Annotated in this window: 19 protein-coding genes; 12 read left to right on the top strand and 7 right to left on the bottom strand. The window is 36.6% G+C overall.

What is annotated here, in order from left to right; all coding sequences use genetic code 11:
• Window positions 1-4: 4 nt before the first annotated feature.
• The gene (locus ES948_RS05020; RefSeq protein WP_152183850.1) at window positions 5-1,363 is read left to right on the top strand and encodes an SLC13 family permease; all 1,359 of its coding nucleotides are present in this window, start codon (window positions 5-7) and stop codon (window positions 1,361-1,363) included.
• Here the strand turns inward: ES948_RS05020 and ES948_RS05015 are convergent.
• Window positions 1,360-1,575 carry a hypothetical protein gene (locus ES948_RS05015; RefSeq protein WP_152183849.1) on the bottom strand — a complete coding sequence of 72 codons (216 nt, stop codon included), beginning with the start codon at window positions 1,573-1,575 and terminating at the stop codon, window positions 1,360-1,362. The genes ES948_RS05020 and ES948_RS05015 overlap by 4 nt on opposite strands.
• 66 nt (window positions 1,576-1,641) lie before the next feature.
• Here ES948_RS05015 and ES948_RS05010 point away from each other — a divergent pair, with 66 nt between their 5' ends.
• From ES948_RS05010 to ES948_RS04965, 10 genes are all read left to right on the top strand, one after another.
• Window positions 1,642-1,947 (top strand): Dabb family protein, encoded by a 306-nt coding sequence (locus ES948_RS05010; protein WP_152183848.1) that lies wholly within the window; start codon window positions 1,642-1,644, stop codon window positions 1,945-1,947.
• Window positions 1,948-2,100: 153 nt separating this feature from the next.
• The gene (locus ES948_RS05005; RefSeq protein ID WP_152183847.1) at window positions 2,101-2,310 is read left to right on the top strand and encodes a hypothetical protein; all 210 of its coding nucleotides are present in this window, start codon (window positions 2,101-2,103) and stop codon (window positions 2,308-2,310) included.
• A gap of 12 nt (window positions 2,311-2,322) precedes the next feature.
• Window positions 2,323-3,582 (top strand): M48 family metallopeptidase, encoded by a 1,260-nt coding sequence (locus ES948_RS05000; protein ID WP_152183846.1) that lies wholly within the window; start codon window positions 2,323-2,325, stop codon window positions 3,580-3,582.
• On the top strand, window positions 3,564-4,397 hold the full coding sequence (gene prmC, locus ES948_RS04995; RefSeq protein ID WP_152183845.1) for a peptide chain release factor N(5)-glutamine methyltransferase: 834 nt from the start codon (window positions 3,564-3,566) through the stop codon (window positions 4,395-4,397). The genes ES948_RS05000 and prmC overlap by 19 nt, the downstream gene beginning before the upstream one ends.
• A gap of 3 nt (window positions 4,398-4,400) precedes the next feature.
• Entirely contained in the window at window positions 4,401-4,883 is a 483-nt protein-coding gene (locus tag ES948_RS04990) for a DUF4149 domain-containing protein (RefSeq protein WP_152183844.1), read from the top strand.
• Between the two features lie 332 nt (window positions 4,884-5,215).
• Window positions 5,216-5,887: a nitrous oxide reductase accessory protein NosL gene (locus tag ES948_RS04985; RefSeq protein ID WP_152183843.1), complete on the top strand. Its 672-nt coding sequence runs from the start codon at window positions 5,216-5,218 to the stop codon at window positions 5,885-5,887.
• The gene (locus tag ES948_RS04980; protein ID WP_152183842.1) at window positions 5,880-7,055 is read left to right on the top strand and encodes an ABC transporter permease; all 1,176 of its coding nucleotides are present in this window, start codon (window positions 5,880-5,882) and stop codon (window positions 7,053-7,055) included. The genes ES948_RS04985 and ES948_RS04980 overlap by 8 nt, the downstream gene beginning before the upstream one ends.
• Complete coding sequence (locus ES948_RS04975) at window positions 7,052-7,708, top strand: ABC transporter ATP-binding protein (protein ID WP_152183841.1); 657 nt, start codon at window positions 7,052-7,054, stop codon at window positions 7,706-7,708. The genes ES948_RS04980 and ES948_RS04975 overlap by 4 nt, the downstream gene beginning before the upstream one ends.
• Entirely contained in the window at window positions 7,708-8,667 is a 960-nt protein-coding gene (locus tag ES948_RS04970) for a hypothetical protein (RefSeq protein WP_152183840.1), read from the top strand. Before ES948_RS04975 ends, ES948_RS04970 begins: the two co-directional genes overlap by 1 nt.
• A 74-nt stretch (window positions 8,668-8,741) precedes the next feature.
• On the top strand, window positions 8,742-9,488 hold the full coding sequence (locus ES948_RS04965) for a complement resistance protein TraT (RefSeq protein WP_152183839.1): 747 nt from the start codon (window positions 8,742-8,744) through the stop codon (window positions 9,486-9,488).
• A 56-nt stretch (window positions 9,489-9,544) separates the two neighbouring features.
• On the opposite strand, the gene ES948_RS04960 is transcribed toward ES948_RS04965, so the two are convergent.
• Genes ES948_RS04960 through ES948_RS04945 form a run of 4 tightly spaced genes read right to left on the bottom strand, consistent with a single transcriptional unit; the run spans window position 9,545 to window position 13,803 of the window.
• Entirely contained in the window at window positions 9,545-9,850 is a 306-nt protein-coding gene (locus ES948_RS04960) for a J domain-containing protein (protein WP_246153821.1), read from the bottom strand.
• A 2-nt stretch (window positions 9,851-9,852) separates the two neighbouring features.
• A complete protein-coding gene (gene ftsZ / locus ES948_RS04955; RefSeq protein WP_152183838.1) occupies window positions 9,853-10,965 on the bottom strand; it encodes a cell division protein FtsZ in 1,113 nt (370 codons plus the stop codon).
• Between the two features lie 11 nt (window positions 10,966-10,976).
• On the bottom strand, window positions 10,977-12,335 hold the full coding sequence (ftsA, locus tag ES948_RS04950) for a cell division protein FtsA (protein WP_152183837.1): 1,359 nt from the start codon (window positions 12,333-12,335) through the stop codon (window positions 10,977-10,979).
• A 1-nt stretch (window position 12,336) separates the two neighbouring features.
• On the bottom strand, window positions 12,337-13,803 hold the full coding sequence (locus ES948_RS04945; protein ID WP_152183836.1) for a peptidylprolyl isomerase: 1,467 nt from the start codon (window positions 13,801-13,803) through the stop codon (window positions 12,337-12,339).
• A 94-nt stretch (window positions 13,804-13,897) separates the two neighbouring features.
• On the opposite strand from ES948_RS04945, the gene ES948_RS04940 reads away from it, so the two are divergent.
• Window positions 13,898-15,193 carry an adenosylmethionine--8-amino-7-oxononanoate transaminase gene (locus ES948_RS04940; RefSeq protein WP_152183835.1) on the top strand — a complete coding sequence of 432 codons (1,296 nt, stop codon included), beginning with the start codon at window positions 13,898-13,900 and terminating at the stop codon, window positions 15,191-15,193.
• 3 nt (window positions 15,194-15,196) lie between these two features.
• Here ES948_RS04940 and ES948_RS04935 read toward each other — a convergent pair whose 3' ends face one another.
• Complete coding sequence (locus ES948_RS04935) at window positions 15,197-15,787, bottom strand: class II aldolase and adducin N-terminal domain-containing protein (RefSeq protein WP_152183834.1); 591 nt, start codon at window positions 15,785-15,787, stop codon at window positions 15,197-15,199.
• 6 nt (window positions 15,788-15,793) lie between these two features.
• Window positions 15,794-16,918 carry a molecular chaperone DnaJ gene (gene dnaJ / locus ES948_RS04930; RefSeq protein WP_152183833.1) on the bottom strand — a complete coding sequence of 375 codons (1,125 nt, stop codon included), beginning with the start codon at window positions 16,916-16,918 and terminating at the stop codon, window positions 15,794-15,796.
• Window positions 16,919-16,989: the final 71 nt, after the last annotated feature.

The following is a 16,989-nucleotide window of genomic DNA, read 5'->3' as shown; positions in this document are numbered from 1 at the left end:
AATGATGACCGAGTATAAATCAGAGTTTTTTAAAATTTTAACAGCGCTTTTTATAGGTGTTGTCATCTATTTTCTCGGTTTGACAATTTTCAATGAAACACAGAGCAGACTCTTAGGTGTTATAGCATTTTTGGTTACTTTGTGGACAAATGAAGCCCTGCATCTGGGTGTGATATCACTGCTTCCTATCATTTTATTTCCGGCGTTGGGAATTATTACGACAAAAATGACGACGGTAAATTATGCACATCCTATAATTTATCTGTTTTTAGGTGGATTTTTACTTGCTATTGCAGTAGAGAAGACGAAACTGCATATTTTTATAGCTGATAAAATTTTAGGATTTTTCCCTGAAACACCAAGGGGTATGATATTCTCTTTAGCACTTACGTCTGCGTTGCTAAGCTCAATTCTTTCAAATACAACAACAACATTGCTGCTTATTACAATAGCGATATTTATTACTGAAAATGCAAGACTGAAGATGCGTTTTGCATTGGCTATTGCCTATGGTGCAAGTGTTGGAGGTATACTCACACCTATTGGAACGCCGCCAAACCTTATACTCTTGGGTATCATGCAAGAACACAATATGGCGCTTATTCCATTTTTTCAATGGATGTGGATGGTTGCTCCCCTGGTCTTTATGATGCTTGTGAGTGTGAGTCTGCTTTTAAGTATCGGTGTTGGTGATATTGAAATAAATAGAGAGGTAAAGCCTAAAATTCTTGATGCAAATCAGAAAAAAGTACTTCTTTTACTCGGTTCGCTGATAGTTCTTTTACTTGTTAATGCACCGATGAAACCATTTTGGCATGGATTAGGCTTGAGTGAGAGTGGGATACTGCTTGGGTTTGGACTACTGTTGTTCTTACCTCCGTTTAAGATTCTAGAGTGGAGCAATGACAGTAAAAAAGTCCCTTATGCGATTATGTTTTTATTTGGTGCGGGTTTCTCCATTGCAAAGGCATTTTCACAAACAGGACTTGCAGATGAGTTGGCATCCTATCTGTTAGATATGACGACACTCACTCCGATACTGCTTCTTTTAACTATAGCGCTACTGATAACCTTTACCACAGAGATAACTTCCAATACGGCACTGATTTCCATTATGCTACCGGTTATCTACTCTGTTGCAGAGCAATCAGGCATCAATACAACACTCTTTATGATGGTCGCGGCTATCTGTGCGTCATATGCCTTTATGTTGCCAATCGCAACCCCGCCAAATGCGATTGCGATGAGTAGTGGGGTTGTAAATGTACGGGATATGATAAAGTATGGGATAGTTCTTAATATTTTAGGTGTATTCTTTATTGTAATGATTGCAAAATTTTTCTGGAGCGGTATACTCTCTTAAGAGGATGTATCGTCTTGATGCTCTTGTTTCTCTTTGGTTCGTTTATAAAAGGTATAAAAATCTTTGAGTATTAAAAAGAGAGAGTAGAGCCAAAGAACATCAAGAATATAATTCTCTTTATATCCGTTTAGACGCAGGTAGATATAACCTAAAAAGATAGGCCATTTTAGAAAATAAAAAAATAAAATGCCAACACCGTATAATTCTTTCATGCCTCTATATTATCCAAGTATAATGAAAAACTTGGTAAAATTTTGAAATTTTTTTAAGGTTGTGTGATGGTAGTACATATTGTAATGTTTCAGTTCAAAGAGGAAAACAAAGCAAGAAATATTGCGAAAGTTCAAGATAAACTTGAGCAGTTAGAAGAGAAGATAGATGTTTTAAAAACGATGGAGGTCGGTATCAACTTTAATGAGTCCGAGAGAGCAATGGACCTTTCTCTCTATTCGACTTTTGAGACTAAAGAAGACCTGCAGGCCTATGCCGTGCATCCAGAACACCTCAAAGTAGTAGAACTTATCAAAGAGGTGACCTTAGAGTCGAAAGTGGTAGATTATTATCTTGATTATCCAGTAGAGTAGGTATTTACCTACTTCTACACTTGCACTTTTAGAAAATGACGATAAAATAAAATAAAAAATAGACTTAAATCGTCAGATTACTTTTGATTCATTCTCTTTTCTTACAGGCTGTTGTGCTATTATCGTATAAAATTTTATAATTAAAGGATTATTATGGAACCAACATTAGAAAGTATTAGTGATTATGATACACTAAAAGGTGAAAAAAAGAAGATTGTATGGACAGTCATTATAGTTGGTCTTTTAATTGGTGTAGGCTACACGATTGCAGCAAAAGTTTATAATGCAAAAGATGAAACGATCCCGGTAAAAGAGAAGTTTGAAACAGCACCGTTTGGTGCACATACAATGCCGGTCAAATAAAAAGGTAGATAGATGTTAATGACAATTGTAGGTATATATACTCTTTATGTCGCTATTTCGATATATACGAGTGTGATGCAAATCGGTTATATCAATATAGCAAAAAGAAAAACTCCGGTTCTCTTAGGAGCAAGTGAATTTTTAAAAGCAGGTAATTATGCTGTTGCAAAAGAGAAACTTGCAATTGTCAATACTTTTATAGATTATCTTGTCTTTATTGCATGGATGGGTGTTGGTATCAAAGCCTTAGAGCATCAGTTTTTTATGTTGGAAAATGAAGCGATGAAGAATATCGTAATTGTGATGGGTTTTGTTGTTATCAACTACATTATATCACTGCCGTTTTCTTACTATGAAAAGTTTGTTATTGATACAGAGTACGACTTTAACAAATCGACACTCGGACAATGGATAAAAGATACCGTGATATCTTTTGTCACAATGATTCTCTTTGGCTCTTTGGTTGTATGGGGTATCTATGCGATTATGACAAATGTTGAACTTTGGTGGCTCTGGAGCTTTCTTTTTATATTTGCAGTAGTTATCGCTATAAATATGCTCTATCCGACATTTCGTGCAATGTTCTTTGATAAGGTCAAACCGCTTGAAGATGAAGAGCTTGACAGTGAGATAAAGCGTCTAATGGATGCAACAGGTTTTGTAAGCTCGGGTGTGTTTGTCAGTGATGCAAGTAAGCGTGATGCACGTCTGAATGCTTATTTTGGCGGATTTGGTAAAACAAAAAGAGTAGTTCTTTTTGATACACTTTTAGAGAAGCTCTCAACAAAAGAGCTTTTAGCAGTACTTGGACATGAACTTGGACACTTTGCTCACGGAGATATTTATAAAAATATAGCTCTAGTTGGTGGAATGCTCTTTGCAATGTTTGCAATTTTTGGAAATCTACCTGACTCACTTTATATGGAGATGGGACTCTCAAGAGAGCCGTATGTTGTTATGATACTTTTAATACTTTTTATGCCGGTTCTTGGCTTTATCATGATGCCGATTATGGGAGTGGTCAGCAGACATAATGAGTATGAAGCAGATAGAATGGGCAGTGAGCTTGGTGGAGCTTCTGGAGCGATTGAGCTTGCAAATGCTTTGCAGAAACTCGTTACAGAAAACAGAAGTTTTCCACTCTCACATCCGCTCTATATCTTTTTTCACTATACGCATCCTCCGGTAATTGAGCGTCTTAAAGAGCTTGGTGTGGATATTGGATATATAGATGAGAGTGGACTTGCGGGTAAATGCGACGCAAATATATAGTTGAAGCGTTATTGCGTGAGATAACGCAGACGCTTCAAGTCTCTCGGATTCCAAGAGCCGCACGTGAGGCACAACTGCTCTTGATGGCTTATTTTGATAAAGATGAGCTATGGCTGCTTACAAATCAAAAGAGTGAGATAGAGCTTGATGATACTTTTTTTGACTGGATTACACGCAGAAGCAGGAATGAGCCTTTTGAGTATATCGTCAATCGTGTCAGTTTTTATTCGCAGCAGTTTTATATAGACGAGGGTGCTCTTATTCCACGTCCTGAAACTGAGCTTTTAATCGATGAGGTTTTAAAAAATATCGAGGACAAAGAGGCAGCAATCAGACTTGTTGAGGTAGGGGTTGGTAGTGGCATCATCTCTATAATGCTTGCGCAACATCTTCCAAATGCAAAGATAATCGCCGTTGATATCTCTCCAAAAGCACTTGCAGTTGCTCAGAAAAATATTGAAAACTTTGGTCTGCAAAATCAAATAGAGTTGCGTGAGGGCTCACTTCTAGAATCAGTGGATGAACAAATTGATTATCTGGTATCAAATCCTCCTTACATTGCAGAGGATGAAGAGCTTGAATCAAACCTCTCTTACGAGCCTCAAAATGCTCTTTTTGGTGGTCAAATCGGTGACGAAATCATTCAAAAGCTTCTTGATGAAGTCTTAAGGCAAAAGATTAAGTTTTTTAGCTGTGAGATGGGTTATGACCAACAAGATAGAATACGTTCTTATTTACAGAACACAAAAATTAAAAGCCTCGAATTTTATCAGGACTACTCTTCATTTGACAGAGGCTTTACACTAAAGGTATAGCATATGTTAAAAAGAAATATTTATTTGGATTTTAGTTATCTACTTGTCATTGCTGCAAGTTTTGGTGCTGTTTTGGTACTTGGTGCCATTGTAGCGCCTGTTGTGTTTCACAGTGATAAAATTTTAGTAGGCATGCTGATAGACCATTATAATATGGGTATCATTATGGGTGAGATATTTCACAATTTTTCTTACTGGGTCTATTTTCTAGCAGGATATATCGCCTTTTATGAGGTCTATATGTATAAACGTGGACAGCGTGATGCCATTTTATTTGGAGCGGCTGTTACTGCTCTTTTTTCATCATTGATGTTTGCTGCTGTCTATGTACCTAAGATTTTAGCGATGCAGTCTATGGGGAAAGAAGCAACACAGAGTGATACATTTGCAAATATTCATATTGCCAGTGAGATAGACTTCAAATTTTTGGCTGTTGCGCTTCTTGTTCTTTTCATACGCAGATTGATGCTTCTACGCATTGATTAGTGCCTCCTTAACACTTTTTTAACTCTTTTTCGATATTATCTTAAGGGCACATCTAAAAGCCCTAACAATCCTCAGCATAAGAAAAAATTTCATAATCAAGGCAATCTTTTGAAGACCTAGCTGTAGCTAAGTTAAAAAAGATTAACGAAGAGTATGGACTTTTCTCTTATGCCCGTAGGGAGGGTAAAACAGAGCGAACTTGCAAAGAATTTTTCATCGCCGTAGCTTAGGCTATGGCTCAAAAAAAGTTCTTCACAACTTCATCTCTGTTTTATCTCTCTGAGGGTTGTTAGGGCTTTTAGATGTGCCCTAAATCATAGTAAGGTCGCATAATGTCGCTCTCTAAACTTCTGTTTCTCTTTTTTATTCTTATTACCAATCTTTTTGCGTATCCAAATTATTCAGATGCACTGAAATCTAAAAAGATATATCCAATGGGTAAAAAAATATTTCAAAAGAAATGTTCAAAGCTTAATGTAAATGCATTTAAAAGTTATGAGGCTCTCTTAGACTCTATAAAAGAGACAAAAGAGTGTGGAAATTTAAAAAGCAGTTATCAAGAAGCTTTGGCTCTTTACTTATGGGATGTACAAAGAGAAGCAAAAGTAGAGAGAAAATACCCTGATTTAAATGTTTCACAGAAAGAGAAATGCCCGATATGTGGTATGTTTTTATATAAGTATCCACGATGGGTCTCTATGATAGAGTATCAAGATGGTAAAAAACTCTACTTTGATGGTATGAAAGATCTCTTTACATACTACTTCAAGCATAAAGAGGGTATCAAAAACATTTATACACGAGCTTACTATACACAAGAGACCATTGATGCAGAAGATGCTTACTATGTCATAGGAAGTGATGTATATGGACCCATGGGGCATGAGTTGATAGGATTTAAAAATGAAAAAAGTGCAAAACAGTTTTTGTTCGATCATCGGGGCAAAACAATCGTTCGCTTTGATAATGTAACAGCTGCAATGGTGCATAAACTCGATGAATAAAATAAACTTCTATCTTTTAGAATACGCCTACAGTTATATTTTACGGCATAAAAACAAAAATATCTTTATTGTCACTGTATTTACGCTTTTAGTTGCACTGCTTGCCACGCTTTTTTTTGTGACAAGTTCTCTGCGTTATGAGCTAAAAGAGCGTATAGCAAATCAAAGTGATATCATCATACAAAACTACAAAGCCGGAATGCCTGCAGCTATAGATGTAAGTGTACTTGATAAGCTTTTAGAGATAGAGGGTGTTACAGCAGGAAAACTAGAAGTACAAGGAAAGTATTATTTCAGGCCCAAAGAGAGTACATTTTATCTGCTGGGCGTTGATGCTTTTGAGATGCAGGATGATCCTGTGGTCGCAAAGCTTTTAGAACAGTATGAGCTGAGTGACTCAGAAATGCTTGTGAGTAAAAATGTTCAAGATATCATGAACCAAGCCTATTATAAAGAGTACTTTAATTTTATAAAGCCTGATGGAAGCTTACATAAGGTCAGTATAAAAGCCAGTTTTGATGTAGGTGAGAGAGTGGAGTTAAAAAATCTCATCATAATGAGCAAAGATACGCTGCGAGAGATTTTTGGATATAGTGCAGATGAGGGAAGTGATATTGCTCTAAGTGTTGCAAATAAAAATGAGTTGGAGTTTATAAGCTCAAAGATTCGTCTGCTGCTACCAAATGCAAAAGTAACGTCCAAAGATGATCTACTGCTAGAGTATGAAAAGCTTTTTGACTATGACAGTGGTGTTTTTCTCTCACTCTTTGTTATAGCACTTTTTACATTTTTCATCATCATTTATGACAAAGCAAATGGACTCAGCAGTGAAGAAAAGCGTGAGATAGGGATATTAAAAGCGATAGGGTGGTGCGTAGAAGATGTACTGCACGCAAAATTCTATGAAGCTACACTGCTTTCATTTTTCTCTTTTACTCTAGGATTAGGTATCGCATTTGTTTATGTTTTTGTATTCAAAGCGCCACTGCTTGGTGCAATATTTACCCATGAAAATATGCTTGAGATTCATAACTTTCAATTAAATATACATATTGAATTATCATATATTCTACTTATATTTCTACTCTCTGTACCTGTTTATATCGCAGCAACACTGATTCCTTCATGGAGAGTTGCAACACTCGATGCTGATGAGGTCATGCGATGATAAAGTTAAAAAATGTTTCAAAAATCTATGGCAAAAATATCAAAGCACTGCAAGATATCTCATTGGAGTTTGGTGAGGGTGAGCTTATTGTCTTAAAAGGGGTAAGTGGAAGTGGAAAGAGTACCATTTTATCTTTGATTGCTGGGCTCTCAAAACCAACAATGGGTGAAGTGATCGTTGATGGTAAGAAGATATCAAAACTACCGGACCATTTTGCAGCTTCATACAGACGGGACAATATCGGTATCGTATTTCAAAAGTATAATCTTATTCCTGAATTAAGTGTAGAAGAGAATGTACTTTTGCCACTTTTTCCTCTCAATTTACCACGTGAGCTTATGCGTCAAAAAGCAAAGAGAGTGTTAGAGATGTTTTCTATAGCACATAAATCATCTTTGATGGTTAGAAATCTCTCAGGCGGAGAACAGCAACGTGTTGCAATTGCCAGAGCAAACATTAATGACCCAAAAATCATTTTAGCAGATGAACCAACAGCTAATCTTGATGAAAAACTCTCCTGTGAGTTTATAGAGATACTGCGTGAGCTAAAGTCAAAAAATCGAACAATTGTCGTTGCAACACATGATCCGCTCTTTTTTGAGCTTGATTTTGTTGACAGAGTCATTAATCTTGAACATGGAAAGTTACTCTGATGTTTTTAACACCTGAGATAATTACGTTGAGTGTTTTAAATCTTCTTTTTGTCATTTTTGCGACAATAGCGTTCATTAACTCTCTAAAAATTGTTTTGAAGTATGATGCAAATGCAACAACTTCCTATCAGTACGCTTTGGAAAAAAAGAGCTATCTCTCTGCAACTATCATCAAGTTTATATTTTATGTAAAGATTCCGCTTTTTATCTTTTTTGTCTATACCCTGGATGATATCTCAAATATCCTTCCTGGAGCAATGTGTGCTGCCGGTGTTGTCAGTGCTACAAGCTATGGAACACCGCTACTGTTTTTAAAGATACTCAACCTTTATGTTTTTGCCTTTTGGATAGTACTCAATGATGAGGATATAAAGTATGAACATCAACCTTATCTCAAGCAGAAGTTTTTGCTTTTTTGTGTTGCCTATTTTCTTCTTATATCTGAGATAGTTTTAGAGAGTTTTATGTTCAATGCTATGGACATAAGCAGTGTAGTGGATTGTTGTGGGGCAATTTTCTCCACCACTTCGGCAACATACTTAGCAGAGATACTGAGTGCATCACCGAGAGTTTTACTGACAGTTTTTTATGGACTCTTTGCCCTTTTAGTACTTTTGTATTTACTGAAAAACAGATATATCTATGCTGTTGTAAATATTTTGTTCTTACTTATTGCATTGATAACACTTATTGCATTTTTTGGTACATACATTTATGAACAACCGACACACCACTGTCCATTTTGTATTTTACAGAGTGATTACAACTATATAGGATATTTTTTATACATAGTGCTTTTTGTTGGAACATTTTTTGGTTTTGTCATTGGTATCATAGATTTTAAAGCTGAAGAGTTACGAAAGCATTTTAATATTTCACTTTTTTACAATACAGTTTATGTAATGACTGTTAGCTATTATCCACTGGCATATTATTTGAAAAATGGGGTATGGCTGTAGAAATAATACAATTCAGTTCTTTTTAATATATATATATATAATTTTTTCTAAATTTTAATTAGGAGTATGAAAATATGTTAAGAAAAGGGATTGTTACAGTTTCATTAGTAGCATTAATGAGTATGGGATTTAGTGGATGTAGTGCTATGCATACAGCAATCAAAAAAAGAAATTTAGATGTTCAAACAAAAATGTCGGATACAATATTTTTAGAACCTGTGAGTCCAGATAAAAAAATTATTTATTTTAATATCAGAAACACATCAGATAAAGAAGTACATGTTAAGGATGCAATTGTAAATGAGCTTAAAGCAAAAGGGTATAAAATAACGAATGATCCTGCAAAAGCTACATATATGCTTCAAGGTAATATTTTAAAGGTTAGTAAGACTGATAAAAGGGAAGCTCAGGGACTTATGGGATCTGGTTATGGGGCAGCTGTTACTGGTGCTTTAGCTGGTGGTACAGCAGCGTATGCAATGAATGCAGGTGGTAGAGGAACTGCTGGAGTAGCACTTGCAGGTGCAGCACTTGGCTTTTTAGGAGATGCCCTTGTTGATGACACTTTTTATGTAATGGTAACAGATTTGCAAATTCGTGAAAGACCATTAGAGGGAGAGATTGTTACACAAACACAACAAGCTTCTTTAGCTCAAGGAAGCTCAACAAAGGTACAACAAGATATCAAAGGCGGTAAAGTTAAATGGAAAACATACCGAACTCGTATTATTTCTACAGCAGAAAAGGTGAATTTAGATTTTTCAGAGGCTGAACCAGTGCTTGAAAAAGCATTAGCACGTTCAATCGCAGGAACATTTTAATTATTTAATATTACAAAGAGTTTTAAGATACTCTTTGTAATTTTTTTCTTCATTTATTAAATCATATTTTTTTTATTACCAAATCTGTCTTTCATCCAATCTGAGGGTGACTGGTATTTTGCTTTTATACTCTCTTCATCAAAAGGGTATTCATAGTGGCTTGTGTACTCAAGGATGGTTTTGTAGGCTTCATTGATTTTAACACTCATCTTTGTAGCTTTTTCAATATTATCCTTATGCTTATCAGGATGCCATTTTTTCATAAGGTTTTTGTATTTGTTTTTAATCTCTTTAAGGGAGGATTTCTCACGCAGGCCAAGGAGTGATTTGGCCTTCATGATCTTTTCAAAAGAAGCAGACAAGGTTAATCTTGTTGTTGTCTCATATATGCAGGAATGTCAAGATAGTCACTATCTAAGTCACCACCAACTACAAGGCGAGGACGGATTTTTTCAACTTTTGGAGCTGGGTTTTCTGCTACAAAATCTTCATTGTTTGCCAGATCTTTTTCAAAACCTGTCGCAACAATTGTGATTTTTACGTAATTCTCATTCAGTGTAGCATCAGTAGATGTTCCCCAGATAACTTCAGCATCATCATGTGCACTCTCATGAACTACTTCCATAGCTTCTGCGAGTTCCATCATGGGAAAGTCAGGGTGCATACTAAAGTGTACAAGTACACCCATTGCGCCATTGATGGACATATTGTCAAGGAGTGGTGATTCAATAGCCGCTTTGATTGCTTCATAAGCAGCATTTTCACCCTCATGCTCACCAACGCCCATAAGTGCCATACCTTTATGGCTCATTACAGTTTGCAGGTCGGCAAAGTCAAGGTTGATGTCATTTTCACCGCTTGAGAGAATTACACCGGAAGTTCCACTTACTGCTTGCGCTAAAACAGAGTCAACGATTTTAAAGCTCTCTTTGAGTCCCAGTTTTCTGTCAATAATTGAAAGGAGTTTGTCATTTGGAATAACAACAATAGAATCACTCTCTTTTTTAAGCTCCTCTAAACCGCTCTCAGCAAGTTTAAGACGTTTACGCCCTTCAAACATAAAAGGTTTTGTAACGATGGAGATTGTAAGCGCACCAACCTCTTTGGCAATTTGAGCAACAACAGGAGCAGCCCCTGTTCCAGTTCCACCACCAAGACCGGCAGAGATAAAGACAATATCAGCACCTTCAAGAGCTGAGCGAATATCATCATAGTTTTCCAATGCAGAATCTTTACCAATGTTTGGTTTCATTCCAGCACCTAGCCCTTTTGTAAGCTTTGCACCGATTTGTATCTTTGTTGCAGCATTTGTTTCGCTTAACACCTGTGCATCAGTATTGATAAGCATCATCTCAATGCCACTGACACCTTCGTTAATCATATGTCCAATCATATTACCACCGCCGCCACCGACGCCTACAGCTATGATTCGTGCTCCACTTGGGTTATGTGTCTCTTCAATTACAAACGGTTCCATATTTCACTCCTTTAAAATAACTGGGTTGCCCAATTCCAAAATTTGCTTAAGCTTCCTGCTTCATCACTTTTTTTACTCTGTGCTTCTTCAAGATTGATCATTTTTGCTTCTTTCTCCTCTTTTACGAGAGGAGTAGTAAGGTTTTCTGTTGTGTCAGAAAGATCTACAGTTGTACTTTGTGTCGGTGTTTCATTTGTATGACGTACACGTTTGTTTACATCAATCTCATATGGTGTATACGGATATGCAGCATACATAATCAAACCAATTGCACTTGCATATTCAGGTTCTCTGAGTGTATCAAAGAGTCCATCCATCTCACGCGGCTTTGCAAGACGTACTGGCATAGATCCAAAGGTCGCAATTGCCAAGTCACGGATGCCTTCCATTTTTGAAAAGCCACCGGTGAGAACAACTCCTGCACCAATTTGATCTTTTAAACCACTCTTTTCAATAAACTGTGCAAGTATCATCAATGTCTCTTCCACTCTTGCAAAGATAACATTATGAACAACTTCCAAAGAGACTTCGTGTGTTGTCTCTTCATCACCGATTACAGGCAGTTCAATCAAGTCATTACTTGGAGTAAGGAGTGAGCCGTATGTCAGTTTTACTTTATCCGCAACATTGAGTGGTGTATGCAGTGCCATTGAAAGGTCACTTGTGACATGGTTGGAACCAACACCAAGATACTCATTGTATCTAATGGAGTTTCCAGAGTATATTGCAATATTGCTAGTATTACCACCCATGTCAATAACCGCAGCACCAAGTTCGCGTTCATCTTCATTAAGTGTTGCAATAGCTGATGCATACGAGTTAAGCACTATGTTTTCTACTTCTACTCCTGCACCTTTGACAGCTTTTTTGAGATTGTTAAGATTTGATTTTTGTGTTGTAATGATATGTGTTTCAACTTCTAAACGAGAAGCATTCATTCCAAGTGGGTCTTCGATATAGTCCTGATCATCTACTTTGAAGTTAAATGGCAGAGCATGAAGTACTTCATACTCATTTGGAATATTTGCATTATAAAGAGATGTATGCATAACACGTTTGATCTCTTCAAAAGATATCTCTTTTGATTGGATATTTACAATGCCGTTAGAGTTTAGACTTTTTGTATAGGCTCCCGAAATTGATACGATTGCACTCGTAACATTTGCACCGGAAACTCTTTTTGCATCTTCAACAGCTGTTTTAATACTGCGAGAGGCAAGTTCAATATTTGTGATACTTCCTTTTTTGAGGCCTTGTGCTTTTGTTGTTCCAGCTCCTGTAATGGAGATAGTGTTATCGTTAGCAATCTCAGCGATAACAGCACAAATTTTTGTTGAGCCAATGTCAATGGCTAAAACAGTTCTACTCAATTTAGAGTCCTTGGATAAATATCTCAGTTTGGTACTTGTTTTGGAGGGTTTTTAGAAGACCTTCACTAAACATTGTACTTTTTAATCGAGTGATAACATCACTTTGATTACTATTTTTGTTATTAAGCAGTTTTTGTTCCAAAATGTTGTATAAAACAACTTTTTCATCTTTTAATGTTATAAAAGCTCTTTTTTTATCAGAAGTAAAAAGCTTCTGAAGAAACTCTGCTGTCTCTGCTTTTGAAAGACCATTCATCGCATCTAATGAACTAACAGTGATAAAATCGGTAGTTTTTCCTTTAAATGTAGCTAATGAGTTGTTTGCTAACTCAAAGAGCTTCTCTTTTCTTTTTTGTTTTAGATAGAGTGGTAAAACTTCCGTACGTGCAGCTTCAAAAGATTTTGGCATTGCAGGGTTTGTTTTAACTAACTCGATTATATAATAAGTATCGTTAACAAGAACAGGTTTTGCATACGGTTTTGTAGCAGAAAGAGACTTTATCTTCTCAAGTACCTCTGTTCCTAGAGGGTTATTGGATGCTGAAACTGTCAGTGTCTCTTTCTGTATCGATGAATCAAGCTTTCCTTTTTTGAAAGCGATGTATGTTCTGAGCGCTGTATCTTTAGATGCTTTTGTATTTAACTCTTTTATTACTGCCTCTTTTGCTTCTTTGAGTGGAAGTATCTTACCTTCGCTGTCTTTAAAGTGTGTTCTGTTGGCTTGGTAGTATTTTGTAATGGCAGCTTCATCGTACTCTTTTACTACAGGAGACTGTTTGACAAAGTTGATCTCATAACTTACATCTGTCATAAAGTTGTTTTTCATACTCTCCCAGAATGCTTTGAGTTTTGCATCTGATGTATCAACACTGATCATTGATTCTGAAAGTATTTTATATTCAATCTTATCTGCAATGTTCAACAGTGTATCTAAGATTTTTGCTTCATTTTTTGAAGTTTTTACAGGAAGAAGGGCAAGAGTTTTTTGTAAAAGCAGTTCTCTTCTAAGTCCTGTTTCATACTCTTTTGGAGTCATTCTGTTTTGTGAAAGAACCTGTTTGTATGTATCTTTGTCAAAAGCACCGTTTTTATAAAAAACCTTTTGCGATTTTATAACTTTGAAAAGTTCCAGGTCACTGACCATTAGGTCATACGACTGCGCAAGATTAAGAAGATACGCTTGTTGGATGAGTTGTTGTAAAGCCTGTTTCTGTAAGCCAAACTGTTTCGCTTTTTCTTCATCAAAATTACCTTGCATCATCTGGTTATATTGCTGATAGAGACGAGAGTAGGTTTTTTGCAGTTCGCTCATAGATATCTCAACATCACCGACTTTTGCAACAGCACTTGCTTTGTCTCCATATTTATATTGTCCCCAACCGACAAAACCAGCACCGATAAAAGCGATAGTTGAAATCCAAATGGTTATAATAAGCCATTTCTTATGTCTTTGCATCCATGTAATCATAATAGTAAAAAACCTTCTTCATCAAATTTATGTAATTCTATGTAAATTCGCCTTTAAACTTGATAAAGAGGAGAGAGAAAGATATAATTTTGTTATGAAAAATGAAGAATTAAAAAACAGAGACTTGGATGTCCTTTGGCACCCCTGTACACAGATGAAAGATCATGAGAGATTGCCGCTAATACCGATAAAGAAAGCCCATGGAGTCTATCTGGAAGATTTTGAAGGAAATCGTTATATTGATGCTATAAGCTCATGGTGGGTAAATATGTTTGGACATACTAACAGTTATATAAACGAAAAGATAAAAAAGCAGTTAGATACATTAGAACATGTTATACTCGCAGGGTTTACTCATGAACAGGTTGTGAGGCTTTCTGAGCGTCTTGTAAAACTAACACCTAATGGTTTAGATAAATGTTTTTACTCAGATAACGGCTCATCTGCAGTTGAAGTTGCACTTAAGATGAGTTATCACGCTCATTTGAACTCAGGAGAGAAAAAACCACTCTTTGTTTCACTAACGAATTCATATCACGGAGAGACAATAGGAGCTCTCAGTGTCGGTGATGTAGAACTTTACAAAGATACCTATGAACCACTTCTTATGAAGACTGTTCAAACTCCCGTACCACAAGATATGAGCAAAGAAAGTGCTATAACAGCAGCCCAGGAGTTTGAGCTACTTTGTCAACAAAGAGCCGATGAGATAAGTGCTATTATTGTTGAGCCTTTGATCCAAGGGGCAGGGTATATGCATATGTATCATCCTCACTTTTTAGTTTTACTGCGTGAGATATGTGACAGATTCAATGTACATCTTATCGCGGATGAGGTAATGGTTGGTTTTGGTCGTACCGGAGAGCTTTTTGCTTGTCAAAAGGCTGGAATCTCACCTGACTTTTTAGTTCTTTCAAAAGGACTTACCGGCGGATATCTCCCACTCTCTGTAGTGCTTACTTCTAACGATGTTTATGCAAAGTTCTATTGTGACTATAATGAGCATAAAGCGTTTTTACACTCACACTCTTATACCGGTAATGCTTTGGCATGTTCTGCTGCAAATGCAACTTTGGATATCTTTGAAAATGAAAATATTATTGAGAAAAACAGAGAAAAAGCAGCTTTGATGGCAAAAGAGCTTGAAAGATTTAAAAGCTTGCAAAATGTGGCAGAAGTACGTCAAACCGGTATGGTTTGTGCAGTTGAGCTCAAAGGGTACACAGCAGAAGAACGCATAGGGCTAAAAGTGTACGAGTATGGGCTTAATAATGGAGTACTTTTACGTCCGCTTGGACATATCGTCTATTTTATGCCGCCGTATATTATTAGTGAAGAAGAGATAAAGAAGATGATGGATGTGGCTTATAAAGCGATTGAAGCACTTTAAAAATTAGTCGAACTCACAATTGGCTGCATCATTGTCAAGCATTAAAAGTCTGCAGCTTTTCTCCAAGATGGCTAACTGTTTGGCCATCTCATGCATATCTCTGCTGTAGGCATAAACACCGTATCCGCGAATTACCATGATGTTTGTTTTATTTGTCTGAAAATAGTAGGCTATCTCACTCTGTGCTCTCTCATACCAATCTTCAAACTGTTTTGGGTCAAAAATTTCAATGGAGCCAATCTCTTTATGCCCAAAATAATCCTTAGGAACGATGATGTTGTGGTTAAGTGAATAAGCAGTTGTAAATTGCGGCATAGAGAAGCAGACAAATTTTGCTTCTGATATCTGTGAGTAGATAGAGTGGTGGATACTTGCATCGATACTTGCTTGCTTCCATCTATAATCTTTTTTAAAGTAGAGTTCAATCAGTGAATTGTTATCAATTGCATCAAAGACAGCTTCTTTTGTGTTGATAAGAAAACGGCTTGACTCAGTTTTTGCTGAGAGCGAACCGTGATATATTCCAAAAAAGTCTTTTCGAAACATAGAAAGAGCTAATGATGATAGCTTGTCTTTAAGATGCTGTTTATTCATAATATTTTATTTAAACCAACTTTTCATTTTATCTATAGCAGAGTCAAGCAGACTCTCATGCGGTTTTGACTCAATACCGAAGGACTCTTGGAGTTGATTTAGCAACTCTAATTGCTCATCACTCAGTTTTTTAGGATACTGGATGTTGATGATAGCAATTAAGTCACCTTTTCCATGTCCATGAACATTATCGATACCTTCACCTCTAAAAGTATAGCGTTGTTTGTCTTTTGTTCCAATATCAAGCTTTAATTCAAGCTCACCTGTAAGTGACGGAATTGTTAAAGTATCGCCCTTTACAGCCTGTGTAAAGAATACCGGAATTTCAATATAGACATCATTGTCGTTTCTTATAAAGTGTTTGTCCGGTTTGACCTCAAATGTGATGTAGAGATCACCTCTATTACCGTTTTTACCAATGTTACCTTTACCAGAGACTCTAAGACGATTTCCAGAATCAATCCCTTTTGGAACGGTGATAGTGATCTTCTCACGTACCTCTTCATAACCACTACCGCGACATACTTTACACTTCTGGGCTGCAGAGGAACCTGTTCCGTGACATACTGGACATGTTTGAGAGAAGGTCATAAAGCCTTGCTTCATATAAACCTGACCTTGTCCTTTACATTGTGGACAGGTAGAGAGCTTACCATCTTTGGCACCTGTACCTTTACAAGCTTCACATGCTTTTTTATATGTGTACTCTATCTCTTTTTCACAACCAAAGATAGCCTCTTGGAAGCTGATGTACATATCGACGTTCATATCAAGTGGATATTTGTCCATATCTGCCGGATTTTGACGTCTTCTGCCACCGCCTCCAAAACCACTGAACATCTCTTCAAAGATAGCTCCTAAGTCATCAAATCCTGCGTGAGAAGCACCATGGCCTCCACCCATACCTTGGAGACCTTCTTTACCATATCTGTCATAGATACTTCTTTGCTGGTCATCACTAAGGCACTGATAGGCCTCATTACAGAGCTTGAATTTATGTTCAGCTTCTTTGTCTCCCGGATTTTTATCGGGATGGTATTTTTTTGCCATTTTTCTATAAGCTTTTTTGATTGTTGCCTTATCTGCGTCACGTGATACTTCTAAAATCTCATAATAGCTTAACTCTTCCATTTATAATCCTATATTTGTTTAAAATTTTTGTGAAATTATACCCATTTTGTAATTTAAAATAAATACTTTGA

The organism is Sulfurimonas indica (genome assembly GCF_009192995.1).
Taxonomy (GTDB): Bacteria; Campylobacterota; Campylobacteria; order Campylobacterales; family Sulfurimonadaceae; genus Sulfurimonas; species Sulfurimonas indica.
Note: the sequence above shows the minus strand (reverse complement) of the source record. Positions and strands in the feature narration are given on the sequence as shown.

Bases quoted from the DNA above. Each gene is read 5' to 3' on its own strand.
- ES948_RS05005 (WP_152183847.1), top strand. From the start codon at position 2,101: ATGGAACCAACATTAGAAAGTATTAGTGATTATGATACACTAAAAGGT.
- ES948_RS05000 (WP_152183846.1), top strand. From the start codon at position 2,323: ATGTTAATGACAATTGTAGGTATATATACTCTTTATGTCGCTATTTCG.
- ES948_RS04940 (WP_152183835.1), top strand. From the start codon at position 13,898: ATGAAAAATGAAGAATTAAAAAACAGAGACTTGGATGTCCTTTGGCAC.
- prmC (WP_152183845.1), top strand. From the start codon at position 3,564: ATGCGACGCAAATATATAGTTGAAGCGTTATTGCGTGAGATAACGCAG.
- ES948_RS04980 (WP_152183842.1), top strand. From the start codon at position 5,880: ATGAATAAAATAAACTTCTATCTTTTAGAATACGCCTACAGTTATATT.
- ES948_RS04965 (WP_152183839.1), top strand. From the start codon at position 8,742: ATGTTAAGAAAAGGGATTGTTACAGTTTCATTAGTAGCATTAATGAGT.
- ES948_RS05020 (WP_152183850.1), top strand. From the start codon at position 5: ATGACCGAGTATAAATCAGAGTTTTTTAAAATTTTAACAGCGCTTTTT.
- ftsZ (WP_152183838.1), bottom strand. From the start codon at position 10,965: ATGGAACCGTTTGTAATTGAAGAGACACATAACCCAAGTGGAGCACGA.
- dnaJ (WP_152183833.1), bottom strand. From the start codon at position 16,918: ATGGAAGAGTTAAGCTATTATGAGATTTTAGAAGTATCACGTGACGCA.
- ES948_RS05015 (WP_152183849.1), bottom strand. From the start codon at position 1,575: ATGAAAGAATTATACGGTGTTGGCATTTTATTTTTTTATTTTCTAAAA.
- ES948_RS04975 (WP_152183841.1), top strand. From the start codon at position 7,052: ATGATAAAGTTAAAAAATGTTTCAAAAATCTATGGCAAAAATATCAAA.
- ES948_RS04990 (WP_152183844.1), top strand. From the start codon at position 4,401: ATGTTAAAAAGAAATATTTATTTGGATTTTAGTTATCTACTTGTCATT.
- ES948_RS04945 (WP_152183836.1), bottom strand. From the start codon at position 13,803: ATGATTACATGGATGCAAAGACATAAGAAATGGCTTATTATAACCATT.
- ES948_RS04985 (WP_152183843.1), top strand. From the start codon at position 5,216: ATGTCGCTCTCTAAACTTCTGTTTCTCTTTTTTATTCTTATTACCAAT.
- ES948_RS04970 (WP_152183840.1), top strand. From the start codon at position 7,708: ATGTTTTTAACACCTGAGATAATTACGTTGAGTGTTTTAAATCTTCTT.
- ES948_RS04935 (WP_152183834.1), bottom strand. From the start codon at position 15,787: ATGAATAAACAGCATCTTAAAGACAAGCTATCATCATTAGCTCTTTCT.
- ES948_RS05010 (WP_152183848.1), top strand. From the start codon at position 1,642: ATGGTAGTACATATTGTAATGTTTCAGTTCAAAGAGGAAAACAAAGCA.